At 67.0% G+C, this 26,934-nt stretch carries 26 protein-coding genes; 16 read left to right on the forward strand and 10 right to left on the reverse strand.

The window, feature by feature from the left end; all coding sequences use genetic code 11:
• A complete protein-coding gene (locus LK409_RS22870; protein ID WP_033456933.1) occupies positions 1-222 on the reverse strand; it encodes a FecR/PupR family sigma factor regulator in 222 nt (73 codons plus the stop codon).
• On the reverse strand, positions 215-748 hold the full coding sequence (locus LK409_RS10365; protein ID WP_010926327.1) for a sigma-70 family RNA polymerase sigma factor: 534 nt from the start codon (positions 746-748) through the stop codon (positions 215-217). Before LK409_RS10365 ends, LK409_RS22870 begins: the two co-directional genes overlap by 8 nt.
• A gap of 208 nt (positions 749-956) precedes the next feature.
• Between LK409_RS10365 and LK409_RS10370 the strand changes: the two genes are divergently transcribed.
• The gene (locus LK409_RS10370) at positions 957-3,899 is read left to right on the forward strand and encodes a TonB-dependent receptor (RefSeq protein ID WP_010928550.1); all 2,943 of its coding nucleotides are present in this window, start codon (positions 957-959) and stop codon (positions 3,897-3,899) included.
• Positions 3,900-3,963: 64 nt separating this feature from the next.
• Here the strand turns inward: LK409_RS10370 and LK409_RS10375 are convergent, their stop codons facing one another.
• The 3 genes from LK409_RS10375 to LK409_RS10385 all read right to left on the reverse strand — a co-directional run bounded on the left by LK409_RS10375 (position 3,964) and on the right by LK409_RS10385 (position 7,418).
• A complete protein-coding gene (locus tag LK409_RS10375) occupies positions 3,964-5,115 on the reverse strand; it encodes an aromatic ring-hydroxylating oxygenase subunit alpha (protein WP_033449886.1) in 1,152 nt (383 codons plus the stop codon).
• A 147-nt stretch (positions 5,116-5,262) separates the two neighbouring features.
• A complete protein-coding gene (locus LK409_RS10380) occupies positions 5,263-6,282 on the reverse strand; it encodes an acyltransferase (protein ID WP_010928552.1) in 1,020 nt (339 codons plus the stop codon).
• 170 nt (positions 6,283-6,452) lie between these two features.
• Complete coding sequence (locus LK409_RS10385; RefSeq protein ID WP_003813113.1) at positions 6,453-7,418, reverse strand: Bug family tripartite tricarboxylate transporter substrate binding protein; 966 nt, start codon at positions 7,416-7,418, stop codon at positions 6,453-6,455.
• Between the two features lie 174 nt (positions 7,419-7,592).
• Between LK409_RS10385 and LK409_RS10390 the strand changes: the two genes are divergently transcribed.
• The 12 genes from LK409_RS10390 (at position 7,593) to LK409_RS10445 (ending at position 18,004) form a co-directional block, all read left to right on the forward strand.
• Positions 7,593-8,423, forward strand: coding sequence for an IclR family transcriptional regulator (locus tag LK409_RS10390; RefSeq protein ID WP_059565414.1), 831 nt, complete (start codon positions 7,593-7,595; stop codon positions 8,421-8,423).
• Between the two features lie 86 nt (positions 8,424-8,509).
• Positions 8,510-8,776, forward strand: coding sequence for an exodeoxyribonuclease VII small subunit (locus tag LK409_RS10395; protein ID WP_003813109.1), 267 nt, complete (start codon positions 8,510-8,512; stop codon positions 8,774-8,776).
• Positions 8,777-8,780: 4 nt separating this feature from the next.
• The gene (locus tag LK409_RS10400; RefSeq protein ID WP_010928554.1) at positions 8,781-9,692 is read left to right on the forward strand and encodes a polyprenyl synthetase family protein; all 912 of its coding nucleotides are present in this window, start codon (positions 8,781-8,783) and stop codon (positions 9,690-9,692) included.
• A gap of 49 nt (positions 9,693-9,741) precedes the next feature.
• Positions 9,742-11,604, forward strand: coding sequence for a 1-deoxy-D-xylulose-5-phosphate synthase (dxs, locus tag LK409_RS10405; RefSeq protein ID WP_003813105.1), 1,863 nt, complete (start codon positions 9,742-9,744; stop codon positions 11,602-11,604).
• A 156-nt stretch (positions 11,605-11,760) separates the two neighbouring features.
• Positions 11,761-12,558, forward strand: a complete 798-nt coding sequence (gene folE2, locus LK409_RS10410) for a GTP cyclohydrolase FolE2 (RefSeq protein ID WP_003813103.1) — start codon at positions 11,761-11,763, stop codon at positions 12,556-12,558.
• A gap of 219 nt (positions 12,559-12,777) precedes the next feature.
• Complete coding sequence (rpsF, locus tag LK409_RS10415) at positions 12,778-13,158, forward strand: 30S ribosomal protein S6 (protein ID WP_010926331.1); 381 nt, start codon at positions 12,778-12,780, stop codon at positions 13,156-13,158.
• A gap of 47 nt (positions 13,159-13,205) precedes the next feature.
• Positions 13,206-13,529: a primosomal replication protein N gene (priB, locus tag LK409_RS10420; protein WP_003813095.1), complete on the forward strand. Its 324-nt coding sequence runs from the start codon at positions 13,206-13,208 to the stop codon at positions 13,527-13,529.
• 92 nt (positions 13,530-13,621) lie between these two features.
• A complete protein-coding gene (rpsR, locus tag LK409_RS10425; protein ID WP_003813094.1) occupies positions 13,622-13,894 on the forward strand; it encodes a 30S ribosomal protein S18 in 273 nt (90 codons plus the stop codon).
• 15 nt (positions 13,895-13,909) lie between these two features.
• Positions 13,910-14,365 carry a 50S ribosomal protein L9 gene (rplI, locus tag LK409_RS10430; RefSeq protein ID WP_003813092.1) on the forward strand — a complete coding sequence of 152 codons (456 nt, stop codon included), beginning with the start codon at positions 13,910-13,912 and terminating at the stop codon, positions 14,363-14,365.
• Positions 14,366-14,496: 131 nt separating this feature from the next.
• Positions 14,497-15,717: an ISL3-like element IS1001 family transposase gene (locus LK409_RS10435; protein ID WP_010928555.1), complete on the forward strand. Its 1,221-nt coding sequence runs from the start codon at positions 14,497-14,499 to the stop codon at positions 15,715-15,717.
• Positions 15,718-15,797: 80 nt separating this feature from the next.
• The gene (locus LK409_RS10440) at positions 15,798-16,634 is read left to right on the forward strand and encodes a BUD32 family EKC/KEOPS complex subunit (RefSeq protein ID WP_010928556.1); all 837 of its coding nucleotides are present in this window, start codon (positions 15,798-15,800) and stop codon (positions 16,632-16,634) included.
• Positions 16,631-18,004, forward strand: a complete 1,374-nt coding sequence (locus tag LK409_RS10445) for a replicative DNA helicase (protein ID WP_003813089.1) — start codon at positions 16,631-16,633, stop codon at positions 18,002-18,004. The genes LK409_RS10440 and LK409_RS10445 overlap by 4 nt, the downstream gene beginning before the upstream one ends.
• A gap of 20 nt (positions 18,005-18,024) precedes the next feature.
• Here the strand turns inward: LK409_RS10445 and LK409_RS10450 are convergent, their stop codons facing one another.
• From LK409_RS10450 to LK409_RS10470, 5 genes are all read right to left on the reverse strand, one after another.
• Positions 18,025-18,993, reverse strand: a complete 969-nt coding sequence (locus LK409_RS10450) for a bile acid:sodium symporter family protein (protein WP_010928557.1) — start codon at positions 18,991-18,993, stop codon at positions 18,025-18,027.
• Positions 18,994-19,072: 79 nt separating this feature from the next.
• Positions 19,073-20,050, reverse strand: coding sequence for a 4-hydroxythreonine-4-phosphate dehydrogenase PdxA (gene pdxA / locus LK409_RS10455; RefSeq protein ID WP_010928558.1), 978 nt, complete (start codon positions 20,048-20,050; stop codon positions 19,073-19,075).
• Positions 20,051-20,154: 104 nt separating this feature from the next.
• Positions 20,155-21,801, reverse strand: a complete 1,647-nt coding sequence (locus tag LK409_RS10460; RefSeq protein WP_010928559.1) for a PhoH family protein — start codon at positions 21,799-21,801, stop codon at positions 20,155-20,157.
• A gap of 57 nt (positions 21,802-21,858) precedes the next feature.
• Entirely contained in the window at positions 21,859-22,323 is a 465-nt protein-coding gene (locus LK409_RS10465; RefSeq protein WP_003813079.1) for a peroxiredoxin, read from the reverse strand.
• A gap of 2 nt (positions 22,324-22,325) precedes the next feature.
• On the reverse strand, positions 22,326-22,778 hold the full coding sequence (locus tag LK409_RS10470) for an Mth938-like domain-containing protein (protein ID WP_003813077.1): 453 nt from the start codon (positions 22,776-22,778) through the stop codon (positions 22,326-22,328).
• Between the two features lie 216 nt (positions 22,779-22,994).
• Between LK409_RS10470 and alaC the strand changes: the two genes are divergently transcribed.
• Genes alaC through thrC form a run of 3 tightly spaced genes read left to right on the forward strand, consistent with a single transcriptional unit; the run spans position 22,995 to position 26,886 of the window.
• Positions 22,995-24,182 carry an alanine transaminase gene (alaC, locus tag LK409_RS10475; protein WP_041937214.1) on the forward strand — a complete coding sequence of 396 codons (1,188 nt, stop codon included), beginning with the start codon at positions 22,995-22,997 and terminating at the stop codon, positions 24,180-24,182.
• The gene (locus LK409_RS10480) at positions 24,179-25,483 is read left to right on the forward strand and encodes a homoserine dehydrogenase (protein WP_010928561.1); all 1,305 of its coding nucleotides are present in this window, start codon (positions 24,179-24,181) and stop codon (positions 25,481-25,483) included. Before alaC ends, LK409_RS10480 begins: the two co-directional genes overlap by 4 nt.
• Positions 25,480-26,886, forward strand: a complete 1,407-nt coding sequence (gene thrC, locus LK409_RS10485; RefSeq protein ID WP_010928562.1) for a threonine synthase — start codon at positions 25,480-25,482, stop codon at positions 26,884-26,886. Before LK409_RS10480 ends, thrC begins: the two co-directional genes overlap by 4 nt.
• Positions 26,887-26,934: the final 48 nt, after the last annotated feature.

The raw sequence follows: 26,934 nt of genomic DNA on the forward strand, positions 1-26,934 counted from the left end.
CTATCGGCCCCGGGCGTCCGTCGCTCCAGGGCCGGGGCGTAGCGATTCCAACTGGCCGGCCAGGCGTTCGGCGCGTCGCCAGGCGCGTTGATGCATGGCGCTGCGCGCGCGCCAGGCCTCGAGTGCGGCCTGCTGCCTGCTGTCGAGCGGGCCGTCCTGCGCCCGCGCGAGCCAGGCGGCCGCTTCGCGCAGAATGGATGGATCGATGGCGCCGTCAGTCATCGGGCATCAGGTGCAGGCACGCCACATAGGCCTGCCGCATGTAACGCTTGACCGTGGGAATGGCGATGTCCATGGCGTGGGCGATGTCGCGCTGCTTCATCCCGCCCAGTACCGCCATCAGGAAAACCCGCTTGATGCACGGCCGCAGCGTATCGAGCGCGGCATCGATCCCGTGCAGGGTTTCGAGCGCGAGCGCCTGGCGCTCGGGCGAGGGATGCATGGCCGGCGGCAAGGCTTGCAAGGTTTCCAGCCAGGCGCGTTCCAGCGATTGCCGCCGCAGCCAACTGACCAGCACGCCCTTGGCCGCCACGGCCAGATAGGCGCGCGGCCGCTCGATCATCTGGTCCAGGCGGTGCGCCGCCAGCATGCGCACGAATATGTCGTGCGCCAGATCCTCCGCCACGCAGCGTCCCCAGGAATGCAGGCGATACCCGAGCCAGCTACGCAACCAGGCGTGATGTTCCTGGTACAGCGCCGCGACCTTGTCGCGCCCGCACATGCCGGACGACGGAGAGCAAGCCTTCATGGGGGAGGGGACAGGCACGGCAGGCGCGTCACCGCTCCTTGCCGGCTCATATAAATGAAAATGCGACGCATTATTTATTAATTCATCCCGGCCCGCAATCGCGGCGCACAGGGCGCCATATCCCTTTTGCGATCTCGTGCGACAGAAAGTCCGAGACAGGTCCGCAAGCGGCCCATGCCTCATCGCAACGCAATCAGGAGCATCAGTCATGGCCCCCAACCATTTCCGCCTCGCATCCCTTGTCGTTCCGTCCAGCCGGACGACGCTCGCCGCGCTGTGCCTGCTCGCAGGCGTGGCCGTCGGCGCGCAAGCCGCCACGAGCCGCGCGGATGTCGCGCTCGCCGCAAGCCGCGCTCGAACCGCCGGCGCAGACAGCGTGCACGATTTCGACATCGCCGCCGGGCCGTTGGATCAGGCGCTTGCGGCCTTCGCCAGCCAGTCCGGTTTGCGCCTGGCGATCGACGCCACGCTCACCCGCGGCTTGAGCGCGCCCGCGCTGCGCGGCCGCCATACGGCACGCACCGGCTTGCGGCGTTTACTGGCCAGCAGTCACCTTCAGGCAGTGGTCCACGATGATGGCAGCCTTGTCCTGCGCCGCGATCCGACATTGCCCACGTTCGAGTTATCGCCGGTTCGTGTCCTATCGGACCCTGTCCGAGATGTCTACCTGGCGCCGCGCTCGTCCGTCTATGTGTCGGCGGTCGACATCGCTCGCTTCGGCGTGGTGTCGCCGGCCGATCTGCTCAAGGGCCTTCCGGGCGTGCAAACGGGCGATAGCCGCAATGGCGGCGGCCTGGACGTCAACATCCGCGGCATACAAGGGCAAAGCCGGGTCGCGGTCAAGGTCGATGGGGCGGAGCAGGCGCTGGACGTCTATCGCGGCTATGCCGGCACCCAGCAGCGCAGCTACATCGATCCGGATCTTGTCAGCGATATCGTGATCGACAAGGGGCCGAGCCTCGCGCCCGCCGCGGCGGGCGCGATTGGCGGCACGGTACGGATGCGGACCATTGGCGTGCAGGACATCCTGCGCGATGGCCAGAGCGTGGGCCTGCGCGTGACGGGCAGCCTGTGGAACAACGGCGTATCGCCCGCAAGCCGCGATCCTCACCCGCGCCACCCGCCCGAGGACGCCGAGCTCGCGGCGCCGCCGCGCACCCAGCGCGGCAATCTGTTCGGCTCCGACGCCCAGGCCGGCAGCGTCGCGTTCGCCTACAGCGATGCGACGTTCGATGTCGTCGCCGCCTATGCGCGCCGCTCCCAGGGCAACTATTTCACCGGACGGCACGGGCATGATCGCTATCGTGTCTTCGAGGGCAATGCCGAACGCGCCAGCGTCGCCACCGCATACCGGCCGGGCGAGGAAGTGCTGAATGCTTCCGCGCGGACCGAAAGCGTGCTGCTCAAGGGCGCCTTGCGCCCGGCCGACGGCCACTCCGTCGAGTTGGGCTATCGCCGCCTGGACGGCAGATACGGTGAAATCATGCCCTCCGACATATTCCGCTACGGGACCGCCGGCATCTGGCAATATCCGCTGGGCACGGTCCTGGTCGACACCACGACGGCGCGCTATCGCTATACCCCGTCCGGCACGGACCTGGTCGACGCTACCGTGAATCTGTGGACGACCTATGCGAAGACCCGCCAGCTCAATACCGTGATCGCGCCGGCCTCGGAGTTCTATCGCGATGACCGGAATTGGGTCAGGGTCGCCAACCGGCGCATCGGCGGCGATTTCGGCAATACGGCTCGCCTGTCGAGCGCGTATGGCGAATTCCGGTTGGAGCTGGGCGGCGCATTCCAGTACGAGGACATCGGGCCTCAACGCGGCGTGCGGATCACGCAGCATGACCGCAACGGCAATCGCTACCTGCGCGATGCCGCGCGCCGCGAGCTCGGTCTCAACGCAAAGCTGACCTACCAGCCGACCGAGCGGTTCACTGCATGGGCGGGCGTCCGCTACGCGCGGATGCGTCACCGCGACCACAATTCCCATGCCACGCCGCGCCAGGCGCAACGCTTGATGCGCCGCATCGTCATCACCAATCCCGATGACGATGGCATCATGTCCTATGGCTACATGGACTGGTTTCCCGACGCAAACGGGCAGTTCACGGACGCCACGGATCCCCGCCTGCACAACGGCACCGTATACAGGGACGCGGAGCTGCCGTCCGAAGGAATTGCCTTCGACGACTTTCTCGTCAATGCCCGGACCAACGTCCGCGTGACCGATGCCTCGGTCCGGGACACGGTGATCGGCTACGATTTTTCCCCGCCACGGATCAACCGCGACCAGGGCCTGGCGCCCGCGCTTGGTGTCGATTACGAAATCGCGCCTGACATGCACGTCTATGCTTCGTATACCCAGGGGCTGCGCATGCCGTCGCTGTTCGAGACCAGCCTGGGCGTATTGCAGACCACGCCTGGCGCCGGCCTGAGGCCTGAGCGCGCGCACAGTTGGGAGGCGGGCATCGGAGCGATGCGGGACGATCTGCTGCAGGCCGGAGATTCGGCCGCCTACAAGCTGGCGTACTTCCGCAACGACATCCGCAACTACATCACCCGCTATTACCGCCCCGGCGCCAATGGCCTCATGACGTTCAGCAATGCCGAGCGCTATCGCGTCCATGGCCTCGAATTGCAGACCCGCTACGATGTCGGCCGCTACTTCGCCGACCTGTCCGCGACGTACTACCTGAAAACCGGAACCTGCGACCCCGCCTTCGCCGCGCAGTTGCGCGCGAGCGCCGGCAGGGGCCGTTCCACGCAGGACACGCCGGACTGCACGCCAGGCAGTTTCATGGGGTCATATGCCAATACGCAGAACCCCCCCAGGCTGGCCGTCAACGTGACGGCCGGGCTGCGATTGCTCAGCCAGGCCCTGACGCTGGGCGCGCGCATGACGCACACCTCGGGGCCCACCGCGAGGGCCGATCGTCCGTGGCAGCAGGGCGCGACGACGGCGCAATTGCTCTACCATCCGCTCACGGTCTACGACCTGTTCCTCGCGTATCGCGTGCACAAGCGCGTGGCGCTGAACATTTCGCTCCAGAACCTGACCGATCGCTATTATCTGGACCCGCTGGCACAGAGCTACATGCCCGCGCCGGGGCGTACGCTGCGCGTGGGGCTGCAGGCGTGGTTCTGATCCGGCCAGGCGGGGCCGCACGGCAGCGGCCCCGGCAGCCCGGCCGGACGCGGCGAGGCGAGGGCTAGTCCTCGGTCTCGCCCATCACGCGGCGATACCACTCGTGGAAGTGCTGCATGCCGTCTTCCATGGGCGACTGGTACGGACCGGTCTCGTTGGCGCCGCGCAGCATCAAGGCCTTGCGGCCGGCATCCATGCGCTCGGCGATCTCGTCGTCCTCGATGGCCGTTTCCATGTAGGCGGCCCGCTGCGCCTCGACGAACTCGCGCTCGAAGGCGACGATTTCCTCGGGGTAGTAGAACTCCACCACGTTGAGCGTTTCCTGCGGGCTCTTGGGGTAGAGCGTGGAAAGCACCAGCACGTGCGGATAGAGCTCGATCATGTGGGTGGGGAAGTAGGTCACCCACATCGCGCCGAAATCGGGCGCCTGGCCGGCGCGGAAGTCCAGCAGGCGGTCGTGCCACTGCTTGTACACGGCCGATCCGGGCTGGGCCAGCGCCTGGTGCACGCCCACGCGCTGCAGGCTGTACCAGTCGTTGAATTCCCAGGCCAGGTCGTCGCAGGTGACGAAGCGCCCCAGCCCCGGGTGGAAGGGGCCGACGTGGTAGTCCTCGAGATAGACCTCGATGAAGGTCTTCCAGTTGTAGTTGCACTGGTGGACCTCGACGTGGTCGAGCACATAGTCGCCGAAATCGAACTCCGGACGCGCGAACAGCGGCGCCATGTCGGCGGCCGGGTCGCGCGGGCCTTCGAACAGCAGGCCGTGACAGTCGCGCAGCCGGAAGCGCTGCAGGTTCATGCAGGGCGTGGCGTCGAACTGGGGCGCGCCCAGCAGTTCGCCGCGGTCGTTGTACGTCCAGCGATGCAACGGGCAAACGATATTGCCGCCGGTGTCCTTCAGGCTGCCGCGCGTATTGGCGTTGCCGCTGACGTTGCCGGCCTCGCCTCCCAGCATCAGGGCCTGGCGGTGGCGGCACACATTGGAGACCAGCTCCACGCCCTGCTGGTTGCGCACCAGCGCGCGGCCGCCGTCCTCCTGGACCAGGGTACGCCAATCCCCCAGCTCGGGCACCAGTTTCTGGTGGCCGACGTAAAGCGAGGATTGCTTGAAAATGAGTTCTTGCTCGCGCGCAAAGCGGGCTTCGTCAAAATAGGCGCTGACGGGAAGCTGGGTGCGAGCTGGCACCACGTGTGCCATCCGACCAATGTCGGTCATGATTCCCTCCGCACGGATGAAAAAGCCAGGACGGCTGAGGTCGTGTCGCTCATGCCGTTCTGGCGCGAAGAAAAATCGGTCTGGCCGATCCCAAATCGGGAATTGTACCCCATCCGGGTTAACCGGGGGGGTAATTCTCAATACGCTTTAGACCAGCCGGCGGGTCAGCCGATGCCGGCGCAACATCCAGCTGGCGAGCGCCGACAGCGCGAACACGGCGGCCGTGATTGCCGGCACGCCCCAGGCGTCCGGCCGCCAGGCGCGCGCCGCGCCGATGCGGTGGGCCAGGTCCAGGAACAGCGGATGGATCAGGTAGATGCCGAACGTGAGCGGCGCCAGGGCGGGCAGGGCGGGCAGGGCGGGCAGCCTGGGCGAGCCGACGATCAGCTGGAACGCCGCCAGCGACATCAAGGGCACGGTGACGCTGAAGTAATCATAGAAGTACAGATCCAGCGCGCGCGAATCGGACAGGGCGCTGACTCCCCAGGCCGTGGCGGCCACGCTGGCGGCCAGCACCAGGCCGGGGCGTGGCATGCGCAACTCGCCATCGAAGATCAGCCGGCCGGCCACGAAATAACCCAGGTAGGGCAGGAACCAGGTCAGGAACAGCCCATTGCCGCCGCCCAGCGCGCGCCGGTACAGCGCATCGAGCACCGCCACGCCCAGGATCCCCACCACCCACAGCGCGCGGGCGCGCGGCTGGCTGCGGGCGTACAGCAGCCGCACCAGCGGCGCGAACAGGTACAGGCCCACGATCATGTACAGGTACCACAGGTGGTAGTAGGGCGCGCCTTCGGCCACCTTGCGGGGCCAGAACGAGAAATCCAGGCGGCCGTCGTCCCACCAGTCCAGCGCGGTGCGCCAGGCCAGGTAGAAGAGGGTCCAGAACAGCAGCGGCGCGCACACGCGGGCCATGCGGCGACTGTAGAAGCGCCGCGCGTCGTGCGGCTGGTCCGGGTCCAGCAGCAGCGCGCCGCTGACCATCACGAACACGGGCACGCACCAGTGCGCCGCGGAGTCGTAGAGGTTGGCCGCCAGCCAGGCGTGGCTGCCGTAGGCGGCGGGGTCGGATACGGTCTGGGCGGCGCTGTGCAGCAATACCACGGCAAGCGCGGCCAGCCAGCGGGCCGCGTCCAGCCGGGCGTATCGATCTTCGATCGTCGGCATGGCGCTCCTGCGCGGTCGGATTACTAGCCTATACCGTAGCAGCGCCGGCGGCGGCAGGGCTGTATCGAGGCGTTAGCAAGCGTGGCCGATGGCAGCGCCGGGCCCGGGCAAGGGCGGCCGCCCGGCAACATCTCGAGCGAGTGTCGTGCCGGGCGGCGCCGCCGCGCGGCTTATTGCAGAACGATGTTGGCCTGCTTGATGAGCTGGCTCACCACGGGCTGCTCGTTTTTCATCTGCGTGGTGAGTTCCTGCGCGGTGCCGGAGCGCGGGTCGATGCCCATGGCCAGCATCTTGGCGCGCACGGTCTCGTCCTTCAGCGTGGCCTGCAGCGCCTGCTCCAGTCGCGCCCGTACCGCTTCCGGCGTGCCGTGGGGCGCGACGAACGTGAACCAGGCCGTCATCTCGTTGGGATAGCCCTGTTCGGTCAGGGTAGCCAGTTTGGGCAGCGTGGCCAGGCGGGTGGGGCTGGTGATGGCGAACACGTCGATCTTGCCGGCCTCGGCCTGCGGCATGCCGGTGGCGACCATGTCGAAGAACAGGTCCACGTCGCCGCTGATCAGCGCCGGCAGCGCCTGCGTGGCGCCCTTGAACGGCACGTGCAGGATGTCGATGCCGGCCTGCTTCTTGAACAGCTCGGCGGCCAGGTGCGAGGACGTGCCGGCGCCGAAGGTGGCGAAGGTCAGCTTGCCCGGATGCTGCTTGGCGTAGGCCACGATGTCCTGGGTGCTCTTGAAGCCGTGCTTTGGGCTGGCCAGCAGCACCAGCGGGCCGATGCCGACCATGCCGATGGGAACGAAGCTGTCCGGGTCATAGGGCAGCTCCTTGTAGAGGTAGCGGTTGGTCACCAGCGTGGAGTTGGTCGCCATGAGCAGGGTGTAGCCGTCGGGATTCTCGCGCGCCACGTACGCCGCGCCGATCGAGGTGCCGGCGCCGGCCTTGTTCTCGACGATCATGGGTTGGCCCAGGTCCTTGGCCATGCGTTCGGTCAGCAGGCGGGTCAGGACATCGGTGGCGCCGCCGGCCGGGAAGGGCGAGACGACCTTGATCGGCCGGGCCGGAAAGGACTGGGCCGAGACACTGGCTGCGGCCAGCGACAGGCTCAGGGCGGCGAGCAGTTGCAAACCTTTGCGTAGCATGAACTTCCCCTTGTGCGTATGGGTTGGGATGCAGGTGTGAGTCGAAGCGGGGAGGCAGGCGGGCCGCGATGGCCCGCAAATTCGCTTTCCAAGCCGCAGGATGCGTGCTTAAATTCCGTGTATCGGAATTTTATTTTGCTATCCGAAATCAACTATAAAAACGACGCCATCCCAATGCAACCTTTTTCGACGCGGCCCCCCGATCCGGACGGCCTGCTAGCCAGCCAGCCGGCGCGGCGCAAGCGCGCCGCCAGCGCCGCCGGCGCGGCCTCGCCCGATTTCATTACCGCGCTGGCGCGCGGGCTGGACGTGTTGCGCTGTTTCCGGCCCGGCGTGCGCGCCCTGGGCAATCTGGACCTGGCGCGCCTGACCGGTCTGCCCAAGCCCACCATCAGCCGCATTACTTACACGCTGACCGAGCTGGGCTATCTGCGCTACCACGCCGACACGGGCAAGTATTCGCCCGGCTACGCGGTGCTGGCGCTGGGGTTCGGCGTGCTCGCCAGCCTGGAGGTGCGCGAATTGGCCAAGGCCGGCATGTCCGAGCTGGCCGTGCAGACGGGCGGCGCGGTGGCGCTGGGCGCCTTCGACAACGATGCAATGGTGTACGTCGAGGCCATGCATGGCTCGCCGGCGCTGTACCTGCGCCTGCCGGTCGGTTACCGGGCCAGCCTGGACACGGCCATGGGCCGGGCCTACCTGGCCGCGTTGCCCGAGGCCGCGCGCCAGGCCCTGCTTGGGCGCCTGGGCCAGGCCGCGCCGCCGCCCGCCATGGTGGCGCGGGCGGTCGAGGAGCTGAGCGCCGAAGGGTGCTGCTATGCCCTGGGCGAGTGGCAGTCGGGCATCAACGCCGTGGCGGTGCCGTTCGCCTCGGTCACCGGAGAGGGCGTGTTCGTCATGAGCTGCGGCGGGCCGCTCGGGCTGCTGCCCGAGCGCACCTTGCGCGAGCAGGTGGCGCCGGCGCTGCGCCAGGCGGCGGCGCGCCTTGCGGGCGGGGCCGGTTGAGCGGCGCGGCGCGCGAACGGGGCTATCTCGTACAATTCGGTTATTGATTCCGATCAACCCCACTTCGCGCCTTACCGGAGACCCGCGTGGCCTCATCCAAGCAAGCCGATCCACAGACCGACGCCCGTCCCCTGCCGCAGGATTTCGAAACCGCGCTCGCCGAACTCGAGTCGCTGGTGTCCGCCATGGAGAACGGGACGCTGCCGCTGGAGCAGTCGCTGTCCGCCTACCGGCGCGGCGTCGAGCTCGCGCGCGTCTGCCAGGACCGCCTTGCGCAGGCCGAGCAGCAGGTGAAAGTCCTGGAGGGCGATTTGCTGCGCCCGCTCGATCCCGCGGCGCTGGACGACGAATAAACGCATGAAGCAAAGTCATCTCGCCTGCGCCGACTGGCTGCGGGAACGCGCGCAGCATGTCGAGCACGTGCTCGACGAATTGCTGCCTGGCGCCGATATCGCTCCCACGCGGCTGCACGAAGCCATGCGCTATGCGGTGCTGGGCGGCGGCAAGCGGGTGCGCGCGGTCCTGGTCTACGCGGCCGGGCAGGCCTGCCCCGTCAACGGCAGCACGCTGGCCGTCGGGGCGTCGATGGACCGCGCCGCCGCGGCCGTCGAACTGATCCACGCCTATTCGCTGGTGCACGACGACCTGCCGTGCATGGACGACGACACGCTGCGCCGCGGCCGGCCCACGGTGCATGTGCAATTCGACGAGGCCACGGCCATGCTGGCCGGCGATGCCCTGCAGCCGCTGGCCTTCGAACTGCTGGCCGGCATGCCGATCGCGCCCGCGCTGGTGGTGCAGGCCGCCCAGGTCCTGGCGCGCGCCGCCGGCAGCCAGGGCATGGCCGGCGGGCAGGCCATCGACCTGCACAGCGTGGGCCGCATGCTCACGCGCGACGAACTGCAGACCATGCACAGCATGAAGACCGGCGCCATGCTGGCGTGCAGCGTGACGCTGGGGGGCATCGTGGCCGGCGCCAGCTCGACCGCGCGCCAGGCGCTCGACAGCTACGCGCAGGCGATCGGCCTGGCGTTCCAGGTCGTCGACGATATCCTCGATGTGACGGCCGACACCGCCAGCCTGGGCAAGACGGCCGGCAAGGATGCGGCCGACAACAAGCCGACCTATGTATCCTTGCTGGGCCTGGACCAGGCCCGCGCGCTGGCGCAGGAGTTGCGCCAGGCGGCCCACCAGGCCCTGGCGCCGCTGGGCGAGTCCGGCGCGCGGCTGGGCCAACTGGCAGATTTCATCGTACTCAGAGACCGCTGAACCCGGGCGGCCGGCGCCGCGCGCCGGACACCAAGACCATCTACCGAGCATGACGACAGAACTACTGGACCGTATCCTATCCCCGGCCGACCTCCGGCAACTGGACCGCCGCGAACTCAAGCGGCTGGCCGACGAGTTGCGCGGCTTCGTGCTCGAGTCGGTGTCGCGCACGGGCGGCCACCTGTCGTCGAACCTGGGCACGGTCGAGCTGTCGCTGGCGCTGCATTATGTCTTCGACACGCCGCATGACCGCATCGTCTGGGACGTGGGCCATCAGTCGTATCCGCACAAGATCCTGACCGGCCGCCGCGAAGGCATGGCGCACCTGCGCCAGCAGGGCGGCATCTCGGGCTTTCCCAAGCGCAGCGAGTCCGAGTACGACGCCTTCGGCACCGCGCATTCGTCCACCTCGATTTCCGCGGCGCTGGGCATGGCCGTGGCCTCGCGCAACGCCGGCGTGCAGCGCCAGCACATCGCCGTCATCGGCGACGGCGCCATGTCCGCGGGCATGGCCTTCGAGGCCATGAACAACGCGGGGGTCACGCCCAACATCAACCTGCTGGTCGTGCTGAACGACAACGACATGTCGATTTCGCCGCCGGTGGGCGCGCTCAATCGCTATCTGGCGCGGTTGATGTCCGGGCAGTTCTACGCCGCGGCCAAGAATGTCGGGCGGGCGGTGCTGCAGCATGTGCCGCCGGTGCTGGAGCTGGCGCGCCGGCTCGAAGAGCACGCCAAGGGCATGGTGACGCCGGCGACGCTGTTCGAGGAGTTCGGATTCAACTACGTCGGCCCGATCGACGGCCACGACCTCGACGCCCTGGTGCCCACCCTGCAGAACCTGCGGGCGCTGCCGGGCTTGCAATTCCTGCACGTGGTCACCCGCAAAGGTCAGGGCTACAAGCTGGCCGAGGCCGATCCCGTGCTCTACCACGGCCCGGGCAAGTTCGACCCCGCCGTCGGTATCCAGCAGGCCAAGGCGCCTGCCCGCAAGACCTTCACGCAAGTGTTCGGCCAGTGGCTGTGCGACATGGCCGAGCGCGACGAGCGGCTGGTGGGCATCACGCCGGCCATGCGCGAGGGCAGCGGGCTGGTCGAGTTCGAGCAGCGCTTCCCGCAACGCTATTTCGACGTGGGCATCGCCGAGCAGCACGCCGTGACGTTCGCCGCCGGGCTGGCCTGTGAGGGGCAAAAGCCCGTGGTGGCCATCTATTCCACCTTCCTGCAGCGCGGCTACGATCAGCTGGTGCACGACGTGGCGCTGCAGAACCTGGATGTCACCTTCGCGCTGGACCGCGCCGGCCTGGTGGGCGCCGACGGCGCGACCCATGCCGGCAACTACGACATCGCCTTCCTGCGCTGCGTGCCCAACATGGTGGTGGCCGCGCCGTCGGACGAGAGCGAGGCGCGCCTGCTGCTGTCGACGTGCTACGAGCATCCGGGGCCCGCTTCGGTGCGCTACCCGCGCGGCGCGGGATGCGGCGCCGCGGTCGGCGAAGGCCTCGCCACGGTGCCGCTGGGCAAGGGGCTGGTCCGCCGCGAAGGCCGCCGGATCGCCATCCTGGGTTTTGGTACCCTGGTGCAGGCGGCGCTGGGCGCGGCCGGCCAGATCGACGCCACGGTGGCCGACATGCGCTTTGTCAAGCCGCTGGACCGCGAACTCGTGCTGGAGCTGGCCGCGCGCCACGACGCGCTGGTCACCGTCGAAGAGGCGGCAATCATGGGCGGGGCGGGCAGCGCCGTGCTGGAGACGCTGGCCGAGGCCGGCGTGACCCTGCCGGTGCTGCAGTTGGGGCTTCCCGACGCGTTCATCGATCATGGCGACCAGGCCGCGTTGCTGGCCGGCCTGGGGCTGGACGCCGCGGGCATCGAGCGCGCGATCCGGGCGCGTTTCGGCGCATTGCTGGCTTGAGGCCGGGCGCGGCGGGAACGGACTGTTCCATCCCGGCATCCTACAGATGGAAGGGTTTTCCCTGCGTGCTCGGTGACTTTGCGCGATAATGGGCGCCCTCCGCTTCAAAATTTCTGGGTTACGCGCGACAGGCGGGCCCGTGACAGGTAAGGCGAAATGAATTCTCCTATTGATCCCGCGATCGTGATGCCCGATGTGCAAAGCTCGACGGATACGCGGCACATCCCGATCCAGCGGGTCGGCATCCGTGGCGTGCGCCACCCCATGCTGGTGCTGGCCGGCGATGGCGCGGCCCAGCCGACGGTGGCCAATTGGACGCTGACGGTAGCGCTGCCGGCGGAAGAGAAGGGCACGCACATGTCCCGCTTCGTGGCGCTGCTGGAAAAGTACCGCGCCACCCCCATGACGCCGGCGCTGTTTGCCGCCATGGCGCGCGAGATGCTGCCGCTGCTGCATGCCGAGCGCGGCGACATCACGGCCTCGTTCCCGTACTTCATCAACAAGTCGGCCCCGGTCTCCGGCGTGCAGAGCCTGCTCGACTACGAAATGCAGTGGATCGCGCGCGCGGTGGGCGAGCAGGTCGAGTTCGAGCTGGTGGCGCAGGTGCCGGTCACCAGCCTGTGCCCGTGTTCGAAGGCCATCTCCGAATACGGGGCGCACAACCAGCGTTCGCACGTGACGGTGTCGGCGATCGTGGATGGCGACTTCCGCATGGACGAGCTGATCCGCCTGGTCGAGGACGAGGCGTCGTGTGAGTTGTGGGGCCTGCTCAAGCGGCCTGACGAGAAGTACGTCACCGAGCGCGCCTATGACAACCCCAAGTTCGTCGAGGACCTGGTGCGCGACGTCGCCGCCCGCCTGAAGGCGCACCCGGGCATCGGCCGCTTCCGCGTCGAGGCCGAGAACTTCGAATCCATCCACAACCACTCCGCCTACGCCGTCGTGGAAGGCTGAGTGGCGCCTGCCGGTCCGGCCGCGGCGGCCGTGGCCCGGGGCCTGGAGGGGCAATGCGTCCCTCAAATGCCCGATTCCGCTCGATCTTGCATCGGGAAGCGCAATCGGCGATAATCGAGAGCTTTCTTGCTCGACTGCCTGGTTTTGGGCGGCGGGCTATCCCTTGCCGGGGCCAGCATTGCATGGCTTGCCGGCGAGACATCCTCAAGGAGTCCATACATGCGTCACTACGAAGTAGTGTTCATCGTTCACCCCGACCAAAGCGAGCAGGTGCCCGCCATGGTCGAGCGCTATCAAGCGCTTGTCACCGGCCAGAGCGGCACGGTGCATCGCCTGGAAGACTGGGGTCGCCGTCAACTGGCCTATCCCATCCAGAAGCTGGTCAAGGCCCACTATGTCTGCATGAACATCGAGTGCGGCCAGGCCACGCTGGATGAGCTCGAGCATTCGTTCCGCTACAACGATGCGGTGCTGCGCCACCTCGTCATCAAGACCAAGAAGGCGCCCGCCGCTCCTTCGATCATGATGAAGTCGGTCGAGCGCGAAGAAGCCCGCAAGGCGTCAGCTGAAGCCGCCGCGACCGCGACCGCGGCCGAGTAACAGGGCTCAGACAGAGCCTGGTTGGCAGACCCAGCGGCGACGGCAGGATGAACACTCTGGAGCTCAGCGCCCGCGTTCTCGAATGCGGTGCCATGCGCCACACTCCCGCCGGATTGCCTGCGTTGGAATTGCTGTTGGTCCACGAGTCCGAGGTCGTCGAAGCGGGGCATCCGCGCCGCGTCGAACTCACGATCTCCGCCGTGGCCCTGGGCGATCTGGCGTTGCTGTTGGCCGATACCCCGTTGGGGACCGAGATGCAGGTGCAAGGTTTTCTGGCACCTGCCCGCAAGGACTCGGTAAAGGTCAAGCTGCATTTGCAGCAGGCACGCAGAATCGCCGGCAGCATGGGACGCGATCCGCTGGTGGGTTGATGCCAGTCAGGCTTTGACGGACAGATAACGGGCGAACCGGCAACAGGCGCAAGGCGCCGGGCCGGCCCAAACCAAACAAAGAGGCACATATCATGGCTTTCTTCGGAAAACGCAAGGAAAAACGCAAATTCACGCAGCAGAACCCGCTGTTCAAGCGCCGCAAGTTCTGCCGCTTCACCGCTGCTGGCGTTGAAGAGATCGACTACAAGGATCTCGACACGCTGCGTGACTTCGTGCAAGAAAACGGCAAGATCATCCCGGCCCGCCTGACCGGCACCCGTGCGATCTATCAACGCCAGCTGGACACCGCCATCAAGCGCGCGCGCTTCCTGGCCCTGCTGCCGTACACCGACAACCACAAATAATCCAGGGGCACTGACATGCAAATCATCCTGCTCGAAAAAGTCGCCAACCTGGGCAATCTGGGCGAAGTCGTGCGCGTGCGCGACGGCTATGCTCGCAACTTCCTGATTCCCCAGAAGAAGGCCCGTCGCGCGACCGACGCCGCCCTGAAGGAATTCGAAGCCCGCCGCGCCGAGCTCGAAAAGGTCCAGGCCGAGAAGCTGGCCGCCGCCCAGGCCCTGGCCGAGCGTCTGAACGGCTTCCAGCTGAAGATCTCGCAGAAGGCTGGCGTGGACGGCCGTCTGTTCGGCTCGGTCACCAACGCCGACGTCGCCGAAGGCCTGCGCAAGGCCGGCTTCGAAGCCGTCGAGAAGTCGCAGGTGCGCATGCCCAATGGCCAGATCAAGGCCGTGGGCGAGTACCCTGTGCAAGCGGTGCTGCACGCCGACGTCGTTGCCGACGTGGTGGTGCTGGTCGAAGGCGAAATGGCCTGATTGTCCGGCATGCCTGAAAAAAACCGGTCGCGCGACCGGTTTTTTTTTGGTTCATCGCGCAATAGCGTGGAGGGGTTTGGCAAGTTTTCGTATTCTTGACGGCAGGTATTTGCCATCAGGAGTGCAGGGAGATGCTGGATCGCAAGTTGCTGGAGTCGCTGGGAGGCTGGCAGGGCTATGGCGTCGAACGCGTGGAATGGCCCGAAGACCCAGGGCGCACGCTGTCGATCTATTTGAAGCCAACGGCCAAGGTGATGCTGTGCGAGCAGTGCGGCGCGCGGTGTCGCCAGGTGCATGAGACCACGGTTCGACGGGTGCGAGATCTGCCGTTATTCGAGTATCGGGTCGTTCTGCACGTGCCGCGCCGACGCTTGTGGTGTGAGCAATGCGGCGGCCCGCGCCTGGAGCGGCTTGCCTGGCTGGGGCGATATCAACGGGTGACGGATCGGCTGGCGCAGGCCTGCAGCCAATTGCTGCAATCGAGCAACGTGCAGGCGGTGGCGAGGTTCTTCGAACTGGGTTGGCATACCGTCAAGACGCTGGACAAGGCTCGGCTGCGTGCGTCGGTGCGCGAACCGGATTGGTCCAAGATCGAGTATTTGGCGATGGACGAGTTTGCCCTGCACAAAGGGCATCGCTACGCGACAGTGGTGGTCGATCCGATCAGCAGGCAGGTGCTGTGGATTGGCCCAGGACGCTCACGCGAGACGGCCCGGGCGTTCTTCGAACAATTGCCGCCTGGGGCCGCCCAACGCATCAAGGCCGTTGCCATCGACATGACCACCGCCTACGAGTTGGAGATCCAGGCCCACAGCCCACAGGCGGAGATCGTCTATGACTTGTTCCATGTCGTGGCCAAGTATGGACGAGAGGTCATTGATCGGGTGCGCGTGGATCAGGCCAATCAACTACGCCAGGATCGTCCCGCACGCAGGATCATCAAATCGAGTCGCTGGCTGCTGCTGCGCAACCGTGACAACCTGGATCGGCAGCAGGCCGTCCGGCTCGACGAATTGCTGCAAGCCAACCAGCCGCTGCTGACGGTCTATGTCCTGCGTGACGAACTCAAACGGCTCTGGTTCTACCAAAGACCTGCCTGGGCAAGACAAGCCTGGAACCACTGGTACAAGCAGGCCGAGCAAAGCGGAATAGCCGCCTTGAACACCTTCGCTCAGCGCTTGAAAGGCTATCTGCACGGCATCCTGGCCAGATGCCGACATCCCCTGAACACCAGCATTGTCGAGGGCATCAACAACACTATCAAGGTCATCAAGCGGCGCGCTTACGGCTACCGCGACCAGGAATACTTCTTCCTCAAAATCCGTGCCGCCTTCCCCGGCAATGCGCGATGAACCTTTTTTTTCGAGGGCGGCGCGGGCCGCGGGAGGCGCGCTACCATCAGCGCCATTGTTTCTGCTCAGGGGATGCCGGTTTGAACGAGCCGCCACTACACCACAACGCGCCGCCCGGCCTGCGGGCATGGCTCGATGGCGAACAGGCCGCGGCCATCCGTTCGGTCAAGGAGGTGACGGTCGATGGCGTGCCGTGCGTGGTGAAGCGCCGGCGCCCGGGCGTGCGCCGCGGCATCAGCTATGTGCTGCGCTACCTGCGCGCCTTTTTCCTGGCCTTGCTGTGCCGCATCCTGCTGGGCGAATTCCCGCGTCCCTCGGTGCTGCTGCGCAACGGCCTGGACTACGAGGCCGAACGCCTGCGCCGCCTGCTGCAGGCCGGCTGCCGGGTGCCCGAGGTCTGGTGGCAGGAGCCCGGCCTGCTGGTGCTCGAGCACGTGGGCGACGATCTGCCGTTTCGTCTGCGCCAGGTCGACGAGGCGGGGCGGATTGCGCTGGCCCAGGCCCTGGCGCGCGACCTGGCGGAATTCCACGGCCGCGGCATGTGGCACGGGGGCGCCCAGGTGCGCAACGTCACGCTGCGCGATGGCAGGCTGTGGCGCATCGATTTCGAGGAAAACATCGGCGGCGCGCTGTCGCTGCCCCTGGCGCAGGCCTATGATCTCTACCAGACGCTGGCGTCGCTGGTGAGCCTGCGCAAATTGCCGCCCGAGCAGGCGTCCCATCTGGGTAAACTCGTCCTGGACACCTATTTCGCGGCCCATCCCGATTCCGAAGTGCGCGCGCGCATGCGGCGCATCGCGCGCCTGATCTGCGGCGCCGCCCGCTTGCTGCGGCCGCTGGGCGGCCGCCTGCCATGGCGCGACGTACGGGCGTTTTTCTGGGTGGCCGAAACCCTGAGGTTACTATTGCATCCATGAATACCCCTGCCGATCCCCAGCTCGAATACCTGCGCGTGCCGCCGCACTCGATCGAGGCCGAGCAGTCGGTGCTGGGCGGCCTGTTGCTGGACAACGCCGCCTGGGACCGCATCGCCGACGTCCTGGTCGAGGAAGACTTCTATCGCCACGACCACCGCCTCATCTGGCACCATATCGCCCGGCTGATCGGCCTGGCCCGCCCGGCCGACGTCATCACCGTCAATGAATCGCTGGCCAGCGCCGGCAAGTCCGAGGAGGTGGGCGGGCTGGCCTATCTCAACGCGCTGGCGCACAACACCCCGTCGGCGGCCAACATCCGCCGCTATGCCGAGATCGTGCGCGAGCGCGCCATGCTGCGCAAGCTGGTGTCGATCGCCGACGAGATCTCGGCGGCCGCGCTCAATCCGCAAGGCAAGGAGGCCCGCCAGTTGCTGGACGAGGCCGAATCCAAGGTGTTCAAGATCGCCCAGGAAGGCGAACGCGGCTCGGCGGGTTTCCAGGAAATCCAGCCGCTGCTGACCCAGGTGGTAGAACGGATCGACGAGCTGTATCACCGCGAAAGCGAGTCCGATGTCACCGGCGTGCCGACCGGCTTCGCTGATCTGGACAAGATGACTTCCGGGCTGCAGGCCGGCGACCTGGTCATCGTGGCCGGCCGTCCGTCCATGGGCAAGACCTCGTTCTCGATGAACATCGGCGAGCACGTCGCCATCGAGCAGGGGCTGCCGGTGGCGGTCTTCTCGATGGAAATGGGCGCGGTGCAGCTGGCCATGCGTATGCTGGGCTCGGTGGGCATGCTCGACCAGCATCGCATGCGTACCGGCAAGCTGGTCGCCGACGATTGGCCGCGCGTCACCCACGCGGTGCAACTGATGCAGGACGCGCAGGTCTACATCGACGAAACGCCCGCGCTCAGCTCGATGGAAGTGCGCGCCCGCGCGCGGCGCCTGGCGCGCCAGTGCGGGCAGCTGGGCCTGATCATCATCGACTACCTGCAGCTGATGTCGGCCAACAGCGCGGGCGAAAACCGCGCGACCGAAATCTCGGAAATCAGCCGCTCGCTCAAGGGCCTGGCCAAGGAGCTCAACTGTCCGCTGATCGCGCTGTCGCAGCTCAACCGCAGCCTGGAGCAGCGCCCCAACAAGCGGCCGGTAATGAGCGACCTGCGCGAATCCGGCGCCATCGAGCAGGACGCCGACGTGATCCTGTTCATCTATCGCGACGAGGTCTACAACCCGGACTCGCCCGACAAGGGCTCGGCCGAGATCATCATCGGCAAGCAGCGTAACGGTCCGATCGGCACCGTGCGCCTGACCTTCCAGGGGTCGAGCACGCGCTTTCTCAATTTCGCGCCCGGCACCCAGTACTGAGCCCGGCCGCCGCGCCCGGATCAGTCCGGGCGCTTGCCGTAGCGCGTGGCCAGCACGGCGCACACCATCAGCTGGATCTGGTGAAACAGCATCAGCGGCAGCACGATGGCGCCCACGGCCTGTCCGGCAAAGATCACCTGGGCCATCGGGATACCGCTGGCCAGGCTCTTTTTCGAGCCGCAGAACAGCAGCGTGATGCGGTCGGCCACATCGAATTTGAACAGCCGCTCCAGCAGCAGCGAGCCCGCCATCGCCAGGACCAGGATGATGCAGCACACGGCCAGCAACCCCAGCAGCGCCGGGATCGGCGTATTGCTCCACAGGCCTTCGTTGACCGCTTCCGAGAAGGCGGTGTAGACCACCAGCAGGATGGATCCCTGGTCGACCCACTTGAGCAGCGCCTTGCGGCGATGCACCCAGGCGCCGATCCAGGGCCGCAGCAATTGCCCCAGCACGAAGGGCAGCAGCAGTTGCAGCATGATCTTGCCGACCGCGTCGAACGAAATCGGCGCGGCCGCGGCGCTGGCCACGACGGTGCCCACCAGCAGGGGAGTGATGAAGATGCCCAGCAGGCTGGAGGCCGATGCGCTGCAGACGGCGGCCGGCACGTTGCCGCGCGCGATCGACGTGAAGGCGATGGCCGACTGTACCGTGGCCGGCAGGCAGCACAGGAACAGCACGCCCAGGTACAGTTCGGGCGTGACCAGCGGCTCGAGCACCGGCTTGAGGGCGACCCCCAGCAGCGGAAACATCAGGAACGTGGCCGAGAAGATCGTCAGGTGCAGGCGCCAGTGCGTGACTCCCGCCACGATGGCGTCGCGCGACAGGCGCGCGCCGTGCAGGAAGAACAGCAGCGCCACGGCCAGGTTGGTGATCCAGCCGAACGCGACGATGCCTTGCCCGTAGGCGGGCGCCAGGCTGGCGATGATGACGGTGGCGACGAGCAGGAGCGTGAAACGATCGGGCAGAAAGCGGGCAATGCGTTGCATCGGATTGGAGGAGGCGCTGAGAGTGTTTGGGTCGCCGCTATTGTAGGGTGCGCGGGATCAGGCCATCGTCAGCTGGCGGTCAGGTCATCGCCAGCGCGAGGTCGAAGGCCGCGACCAGCGACGCGTGGTCGGCGATGCCCTGCCAGGCGATGTCGAACGCGGTGCCATGATCGACGCTGGTGCGCACGAACGGCAGGCCGACGGTGACATTGACGCCCTGGTCCAGCCCCAGGTACTTCACGGGTATCAGGCCCTGGTCGTGGTATTGCGCCACGACGATGTCGAACTCGCCGCGGCGGGCTCGCATGAAGACGGTGTCGCCCGGCCACGGGCCCGAGGCATCGATGCCTTCGGCGCGCGCCTGGGCCACCGCGGGGGCGATGATGTCGATGTCCTCGCGGCCGAATTTGCCGTCTTCGCCGGCGTGCGGGTTCAGGCCCGCCACCGCCACGCGTGGCCGCGTCACGCCCATCTGGCGGCAGGCGCGGTCGGCCAGCCGGATCGCGCGCAGCTCGGCCTGTGGCGTGATCTGCGCCACCACCGCCGCCAGCGGAATGTGTATGGTGACCAGCAGCACGCGCAATTCGTCGTTGGCCAGCATCATGGCGAAGTCGCGGGTGCCGGTGCGTTCGGCCAGGATCTCGGTGTGGCCCGGCTGATCGATGCCGGCCAGTTGCATGGATTTCTTGTTCAGCGGCGCGGTGACGATGGCGCGTATGCGTCCCGCTCGCGCATCGTCGATCGCGGCGCACAGGTAGTCGTAGGCGCCCTGGCCGGCCGCCGCGCTGACGCGTCCGACGGGCAGGTCGGGCGGCAGCGGCGTGCCGCGGGCGATGACTTCGATACAGCCGGGTTGGCCGCTGGCCTGGTCGATGGCGGCCAGTTCGAGCACGCGCAGCCGTGCGCCCAGCAGTTCGGTGGCGCGCCGCATGATGGCCGGGTCGCCGTAGACGACGGCGGGCGCGCCCAGGCCCTGGGCGCAGGCCTTGGCGATGATTTCCGGGCCGATGCCGGCGGCGTCGCCCATGGTGATGCCGACGGGAAGGGGGGCGGTCATGGTTGCAGTGGTGCGGAAGTCGGGAATGCGACCATGCTACACCGCCGGGCACGCCGGGCAAAAAAAGAAGGCCCCGCAGGGCCTTCTTCCGGCATGGGTGGATGCTAGAGCACGTCGCCGGCGTAGTCGGCCAGGCGGGAGCGTTCGCCGCGCTGCAAGGTGACGTGGCCGGAATGCGGCCAACCCTTGAAGCGGTCCACCACGAAGGTCAGGCCGGAACTGCCTTCGGTCAGGTAGGGCGTGTCGATCTGCGCCACGTTGCCCAGGCAGACTACCTTGGTGCCGGGGCCGGCACGGGTGATGAGCGTCTTCATCTGCTTGGGCGTGAGGTTCTGCGCCTCGTCGATGATGAGGTACTTGTTCAGGAAGGTGCGGCCGCGCATGAAGTTCAGCGACTTGACCTTGATGCGCGAGCGGATCAGGTCCATGGTGGCGGCGCGGCCCCAATCGCCGCCTTCGCCTTCGCCCATGTTCAGCACGTCCAGGTTGTCTTCCAGCGCGCCCATCCAGGGCAGCATCTTCTCTTCCTCGGTGCCCGGCAGGAAGCCGATGTCTTCGCCCACCGGCACCGTGACGCGCGTCATGATGATCTCGGTGTAGCGCTTGGTCTCCAGTACCTGCGTGATGCCGGCGGCCAGCGCCAGCAGCGTCTTGCCGGTGCCTGCCTGGCCCAGCAGCGACACGAAATCGCATTCCGGGTTCATGAGCAGGTTCAGGGCGAAGTTCTGCTCGCGGTTGCGCGCCGTGATGCCCCAGACGTTGTTCTTGCCGTGGGTGTAGTCGCGCAGCGTGGCCAGCACCGCCGTCTTGCCGCTGACTTCGCGCACCTGTGCGTACAGGGGCATCTGGCCTTCGAAATACACGAACTGGTTGACCAGGAACTGCGCGCACAGCGGCCCGCGGATGCGGTAGAAGGTCGTGCCGCCCTGTTGCCAGGATTCCACGTCCTTGCCGTGCTTGTTCCAGAAGTCTTCCGGCAGCTGCGTCACGCCGGAATACATCAGGTCGGTGTCTTCCAGGACGTGGTCGTTGTAGTAGTCCTCGGCGGCCATGCCCAGCGCGCGGGCCTTCAGGCGCATGTTGATGTCCTTGGACACCAGCACGACCTCGCGCTGCGGGTGGCGTTCCTGCAGCGCGCGCACCACGCCCAGGATCTGGTTGTCGGCCTTGCCCATGGGCAGGTCGGACGGCAGCGTGCTGTGGATGGCGGTGGTCTGGAACATCAGGCGCCCCGTGGCGTCCTTGTTGCCCAGGGCATTGAGCGCCAGGCCGTCATCCAGGTTGTCGGCATCCTGCACCAGCGAATCGAGCGAGCGGCTGACCTGGCGCGCGTTGCGCGCCACTTCCGACATGCCCTTCTTCTGGTGGTCCAGTTCTTCCAGCGTCATCATGGGCAGGAAGATGTCGTGTTCCTCGAAGCGGAACAGCGACGAGGGGTCGTGCAGCAACACATTGGTGTCCAGCACGAACAGCTTGCGCGCCGCGCTGTCGGTCCGTGCACGGGGCTTGCGCGCGGGCGCCGGCCTGGCGGCGGGGCGATTGGCCGCCGGCGCGGGGGCCGGGGCGGGCGCCGGCGCTGCCACCGGGCGCGCCGGCGCCAGGCCGGCGAGTTCGGGCTGCAACAATGGCTCGTCAGTGTTGCCGGCGACCGCGGGTTTGCTGTTGGTACGTGCTGCCTTGGCGCGGGCGGTATCGCCCGAAGGGAAGGTCAGGATGGCTGCGGGACGATTGGGCAACTTCGGAAGCGGCATAGGTGTCACTCTCCTGTGTGAGCCGGCTTGGGGCGCCTGACAATGGGCAATATAGGCTTAGCCGATGCTCTTGGCGGCTTGCAGGACTTCCTTGGCGTGGCCGGGTACTTTCACCCCGCGCCACTCCTGCACCAGCACGCCATAGGCGTCGATCAGAAAGGTGCTGCGTTCGATGCCGCGCACCTGTTTTCCGTACATGTTCTTCTGCTTGATGACGCCGTACAGATTGCACACGGTTTCGTCGGCGTCGGAGATCAGCGGGAAGGGCAGCTCGTACTTGGTCTTGAAATTCTCGTGCGATTTGAGCGAGTCGCGCGATACCCCCAGCACGATGGTGCTGGCGGCCAGGAAGTCCTCGTACAGGTCGCGAAAGTCCTGGCTTTCGGTGGTGCAGCCGGGCGTGTTGTCCTTGGGATAGAAATACAGCACGACCGCGCGGCCCTGGCACTGGTCCAGGCTCACGGGGCCGATGGTGCTTTCCGCTGTGAACAGCGGGGCGGGTTTGCCTATCAGCGGGGTCATCGCTAGGAGTCTCCGTCGGGAAGGAGGGCGACGACGACGCGTCGGCCCTCGGCCATCAGAATGTTGTAGGTACGGGCGGCGGCCTGGGTGTCCATCGCCTCGACGCCCACGCCCATTGCCAGCAGCGGGCGCACCTGCTCGGGGCCGAGCAGGTGCTGGCGCCTGCCGGTGCCTACCAGCAGCACTTCGGGGGCGTTGGCCGGGCGCGCGCCGGCGCCTGCCTCGGGCTCGTCCAGGAATGCCAGCGGATCGCGGACGACCTCGGCCAGACCGGCGGCTTGTTGCAGGAGGGAGGCGGTAATGTCGGCCGGACGCTGGACCGGCCAGCTTGCGACCGGGCCTTCGGGCGCGAAGGCGATGGCGTGGGAAAAGCGGACCTGGTTGACTTCGATGTAGCCGTCACCATAGGCGGTGACGGTATTCAGCGCCGTCGCAGGATCGGTATGCAGCTTCAATAAAAACTCCGACTATGTGGTTCCGATAATAGCGCATCGGCATGACAGCATGTTGCAGGGTATCCACGGGGCCGGCGGGGACGGATCAATGTCCATTTGCCGGGCGGGCGGGCTTGCGCTAGATTACAGGGTTTTGTTGCGCTGCAATCTTGCGGCGCGCCGGCCGCGCGCGGCCTTTTCCCGCCCCTCTTTCTGTCGCCCTTTAGGATTCCCATCATGAGGAAGTTCTCCCGCATCGAGCGTTTGCCGCCGTACGTGTTCAATATTACCGGCGAGCTCAAGATGGCGGCACGACGGCGCGGCGAGGACATCATCGACATGTCGATGGGCAACCCCGATGGCGCGACGCCGCAGCACATCGTCGACAAGCTGGTCGAGGCCTCGACCCGGCCCGATACGCACGGCTATTCGGTCTCCAAGGGCATCCCGCGCCTGCGCAAGGCGATTTGCGACTGGTACATGCGCCGCTACGCGGTGGAGTTCGACCCGGATTCGGAAGCCATCGTCACCATCGGCTCGAAGGAGGGCCTGGCGCACCTGATGCTGGCGACGCTGGATCGCGGCGATACGGTGCTGGTGCCCAACCCGAGCTACCCGATCCACATCTACGGGGCGGTGATCGCGGGCGCCAACATCCGTTCGGTGCGCATGACGCCCGGCATCGACTTCTTCGAGGAACTCGAACGCGCCGTGCGCGAGTCGATTCCCAAGCCCAAGATGATGATCCTGGGCTTTCCCAGCAACCCGACCGCGCAGTGCGTCGACCTGTCGTTCTTCGAGCGCGTGGTCGCGCTGGCCAAGGAGCACGACATCCTGGTGGTGCACGACCTGGCCTACGCCGACGTCTGTTTCGACGGCTATGTCGCGCCGTCCATCATGCAGGTGCCCGGCGCGCGCGACGTGGCGGTCGAGTTCTTCACCATGAGCAAGAGCTACAACATGGCCGGCTGGCGCATCGGCTACATGGTCGGCAACCGCGAGCTGGTCGGCGCGCTGGCGCGCATCAAGAGCTACCATGACTACGGCACGTTCACGCCGATCCAGGTGGCCTCGATCGCGGCGCTGGACGGCCCGCAGGATTGCGTCAACGAGATCGTGGCGCAATACCAGCGCCGCCGCGACGTGCTGGCGCGCGGCCTGCACGAGGCAGGTTGGAATGTGGAGATCCCGAAGGCGTCCATGTATATCTGGGCGCAGATCCCCGAGCCCTACAGGGCGATGGGTTCTTTGGAGTTCACCAAGCGTGTCCTGTCGGATGCGAAGGTGGCCGTGTCCCCCGGGATCGGCTTCGGCGAGTATGGCGACGAGTACGTACGCTTCGCTCTTATCGAAAACGAGCAGCGCACCCGGCAGGCGGTGCGCGGCATCAAGGATATGTTCCGCAAGGACGGTTTGCTTAAATGAATCCGATGAAGGTGGGCCTGTTGGGCCTGGGCGTGGTGGGCGGCGGCACCTGGGCGGTGCTGGCGCGTAATGCCGAAGAAATCGCACGGCGCGCCGGACGGCGCATCGAAGTCAACCGCATCGCCGTGCGCGACGTGGCCAAGGCGCGCAGCCGCGTCGGGGATGGCGTCGAGATTTCGACCGACGGCTTTGCCCTGGTGCGCGATCCGGCGGTCGACATCGTGGTCGAATTGATCGGCGGCGATACGCTGGCGCGCGAGCTGGTGCTCGAAGCCATTGCCCAGGGCAAGCATGTCGTCACCGCCAACAAGGCGCTGCTGGCCAAGCACGGCAACGAGATCTTCGCCGCCGCTTCGGCCCGCGGCGTCATGGTGGCGTTCGAGGCCGCGGTGGCCGGCGGGGTGCCCATCATCAAGGCGATCCGCGAAGGCCTGACCGCCAACCGCATCGAATGGGTGGCCGGCATCATCAACGGCACCACCAATTTCATCCTGTCCGAAATGCGCGCCCGCGGGCTGCCGTTCGCCGACGTGCTGGCCGAGGCGCAGCGCCTGGGCTACGCCGAGGCCGACCCCACCTTCGACATCGAAGGCGTGGACGCCGCGCACAAGCTGACCCTGCTGGCCTCGCTGGCCTTCGGCGTGCCGGTCCAGTTCGACAAGGCCTATGTCGAGGGCATCACGCAACTGGCCCAGGAGGACATCGCCCACGCCGAGCGCCTGGGCTATCGCATCAAGCTGCTGGGCGTCACCAAGCGGCGCGTCGATGGCATCGAGCTGCGCGTGCATCCGACGCTGGTGCCGGCCGAGCGCTTGCTGGCCAATGTCGAGGGCGCCATGAACGCCGTGCTGGTGCGCGGCGATGCCGTGGGGCCCACGCTGTACTATGGCCAGGGCGCCGGCGAAGAGCCCACCGCGTCGGCGGTGGTGGCCGACCTGGTCGACGTGACCCGCCTGCACACGGCCGACCCCGGCCACCGCGTGCCGCACCTGGCCTTCCAGCCCGATGCGCTGTACGACCTGCAGATCCTGTCGATCGAGGAAGTCAGCGCCTCCTATTACCTGCGCATGCGGGTCGACGACCAGCCCGGCGTGCTGGCCGACATCGCGCGCATCCTGGCCGACCGCTCGATTTCCATCGGTTCGATGATCCAGCAGCCCGCGCGCATCGGCGGCGCCGACATCATCTTCCTGACGCACGAAGCCGTCGAAGGCAATGTGAACCAGGCCATCGAGCACATCGAAGCGCTGCCGTTCGTGCGTTCGAAGGTGACGCGCCTGCGCATGGAAAACCTCACATGAAGTACATCTCGACCCGCGGCGGCATGGCCCCGCAGAGTTTCTCCGATATCCTGCTCGAAGGCCTGGCGCCCGACGGCGGGCTGGCCATCCCCGAGCAGCTGCCGCAAGTCGACGCGGCCACGCTGGAGTCCTGGCGCGGGCTCTCGTACGCCGACCTGGCCTTCGAAGTGCTGTCGCTGTTCGCCACCGACATCCCGGCCGAGGACCTGCGCGGGCTGACGCGCGCAGCCTACCGGCAGGGCGTGTTCAAGAGCGAAGACATCGTCCCGGTGCGCGAGCTGGGGCAGGGGTTGCAGCTGCTGGGCCTGTCCGAGGGGCCCACGCTGGCCTTCAAGGACATGGCGATGCAGTTTCTCGGCCAGGTCTTCGAGTACGTCCTGACGCGGCGCGGCACCACGCTGAACATCGTCGGCGCCACCTCCGGCGATACCGGGTCGGCGGCCGAGTACGCGCTGCGCGGCAAGCAGGGCGTGGCCGTGTTCATGCTGTCGCCGCACGGCCGCATGAGCGCATTCCAGCGCGCCCAGATGTACTCGTTGCAGGATGAGAACATCCACAATATCGCGGTGCGGGGCGTGTTCGACCAGGCGCAGGACATCGTCAAGCAGCTGGCCGGCGACCTGGCGTTCAAGACGCGCTATCGCCTGGGCGCGGTCAACTCGATCAACTGGGCGCGCATCGCCGCCCAGGTGGTGTACTACTTCCACGGCTGGCTGCGTGCCGCGCCCAAGGGTGGCGAGGTGTCGTTCGCGGTGCCTTCGGGCAACTTCGGCAACATCCTGTCCGGGCACATCGCGCGCGGCATGGGCGTGCCGATCCGCCGCCTGGTGCTGGCCACCAACGAGAACAACGTTCTCGAGGAGTTCTTCCGCACCGGCGTTTACCGCCCGCGCGGTCCCGAGCGCACCTACGCCACCTCCAGCCCGTCGATGGACATCTCGCGCGCCTCGAACTTCGAGCGCTTCGTGTTCGACCTGGTCGGGCGCGACCCCGGCCGCGTGGCGTCGCTGTGGGCCGACCTGGCGCGCGACGGCAGCTTCGACCTGTCGGCGCTCAAGCCGCAGTTCGAAACCCGCTACGGGTTCGTGGCCGGCGCCAGCTCGCACGCCGACCGCCTGCAGACCATACGCAATACCTTCGACGAAACCGGCGTGCTGGTCGACCCGCACACGGCCGATGGCATCAAGGTGGCGCGCCAGTTCGTCGAGCCGGGCGTGCCCATGCTGGTGCTCGAGACGGCCCTGCCGGCCAAGTTCGCGGAAACCATCGAGGCGGCGCTCGGGCGCACCGTGCCGCCGCCGGCTGACCTGGCCGACCTCGAATCGCTGCCCCAGCGCGTGACGCTCATGGACTGCGACGCGCAGGCGGTGCGGGCCTTCATCGAGGCCCACGCCAAAGTGTAAAGACGCCTTGCAGGCTGTTTGCAAGGGCAACCCCCGGCCGCCGCAAGG

It is taken from the genome of Bordetella parapertussis, from assembly GCF_020735925.1.
Lineage (GTDB): Bacteria > Pseudomonadota > Gammaproteobacteria > Burkholderiales > Burkholderiaceae_B > Bordetella > Bordetella pertussis.

What these genes read in the sequence shown, in the direction of transcription:
- LK409_RS22870 (WP_033456933.1), bottom strand. Translation starts at nt 222, where the DNA reads ATGACTGACGGCGCCATCGATCCATCCATTCTGCGCGAAGCGGCCGCC.
- LK409_RS10365 (WP_010926327.1), bottom strand. Translation starts at nt 748, where the DNA reads ATGAAGGCTTGCTCTCCGTCGTCCGGCATGTGCGGGCGCGACAAGGTC.
- LK409_RS10370 (WP_010928550.1), top strand. Translation starts at nt 957, where the DNA reads ATGGCCCCCAACCATTTCCGCCTCGCATCCCTTGTCGTTCCGTCCAGC.
- LK409_RS10375 (WP_033449886.1), bottom strand. Translation starts at nt 5,115, where the DNA reads ATGACCGACATTGGTCGGATGGCACACGTGGTGCCAGCTCGCACCCAG.
- LK409_RS10380 (WP_010928552.1), bottom strand. Translation starts at nt 6,282, where the DNA reads ATGCCGACGATCGAAGATCGATACGCCCGGCTGGACGCGGCCCGCTGG.
- LK409_RS10385 (WP_003813113.1), bottom strand. Translation starts at nt 7,418, where the DNA reads ATGCTACGCAAAGGTTTGCAACTGCTCGCCGCCCTGAGCCTGTCGCTG.
- LK409_RS10390 (WP_059565414.1), top strand. Translation starts at nt 7,593, where the DNA reads ATGCAACCTTTTTCGACGCGGCCCCCCGATCCGGACGGCCTGCTAGCC.
- LK409_RS10400 (WP_010928554.1), top strand. Translation starts at nt 8,781, where the DNA reads ATGAAGCAAAGTCATCTCGCCTGCGCCGACTGGCTGCGGGAACGCGCG.
- dxs (WP_003813105.1), top strand. Translation starts at nt 9,742, where the DNA reads ATGACGACAGAACTACTGGACCGTATCCTATCCCCGGCCGACCTCCGG.
- folE2 (WP_003813103.1), top strand. Translation starts at nt 11,761, where the DNA reads ATGAATTCTCCTATTGATCCCGCGATCGTGATGCCCGATGTGCAAAGC.
- rpsF (WP_010926331.1), top strand. Translation starts at nt 12,778, where the DNA reads ATGCGTCACTACGAAGTAGTGTTCATCGTTCACCCCGACCAAAGCGAG.
- priB (WP_003813095.1), top strand. Translation starts at nt 13,206, where the DNA reads ATGAACACTCTGGAGCTCAGCGCCCGCGTTCTCGAATGCGGTGCCATG.
- rpsR (WP_003813094.1), top strand. Translation starts at nt 13,622, where the DNA reads ATGGCTTTCTTCGGAAAACGCAAGGAAAAACGCAAATTCACGCAGCAG.
- rplI (WP_003813092.1), top strand. Translation starts at nt 13,910, where the DNA reads ATGCAAATCATCCTGCTCGAAAAAGTCGCCAACCTGGGCAATCTGGGC.
- LK409_RS10435 (WP_010928555.1), top strand. Translation starts at nt 14,497, where the DNA reads ATGCTGGATCGCAAGTTGCTGGAGTCGCTGGGAGGCTGGCAGGGCTAT.
- LK409_RS10445 (WP_003813089.1), top strand. Translation starts at nt 16,631, where the DNA reads ATGAATACCCCTGCCGATCCCCAGCTCGAATACCTGCGCGTGCCGCCG.
- LK409_RS10450 (WP_010928557.1), bottom strand. Translation starts at nt 18,993, where the DNA reads ATGCAACGCATTGCCCGCTTTCTGCCCGATCGTTTCACGCTCCTGCTC.
- pdxA (WP_010928558.1), bottom strand. Translation starts at nt 20,050, where the DNA reads ATGACCGCCCCCCTTCCCGTCGGCATCACCATGGGCGACGCCGCCGGC.
- LK409_RS10460 (WP_010928559.1), bottom strand. Translation starts at nt 21,801, where the DNA reads ATGCCGCTTCCGAAGTTGCCCAATCGTCCCGCAGCCATCCTGACCTTC.
- LK409_RS10465 (WP_003813079.1), bottom strand. Translation starts at nt 22,323, where the DNA reads ATGACCCCGCTGATAGGCAAACCCGCCCCGCTGTTCACAGCGGAAAGC.
- alaC (WP_041937214.1), top strand. Translation starts at nt 22,995, where the DNA reads ATGAGGAAGTTCTCCCGCATCGAGCGTTTGCCGCCGTACGTGTTCAAT.
- LK409_RS10480 (WP_010928561.1), top strand. Translation starts at nt 24,179, where the DNA reads ATGAATCCGATGAAGGTGGGCCTGTTGGGCCTGGGCGTGGTGGGCGGC.
- thrC (WP_010928562.1), top strand. Translation starts at nt 25,480, where the DNA reads ATGAAGTACATCTCGACCCGCGGCGGCATGGCCCCGCAGAGTTTCTCC.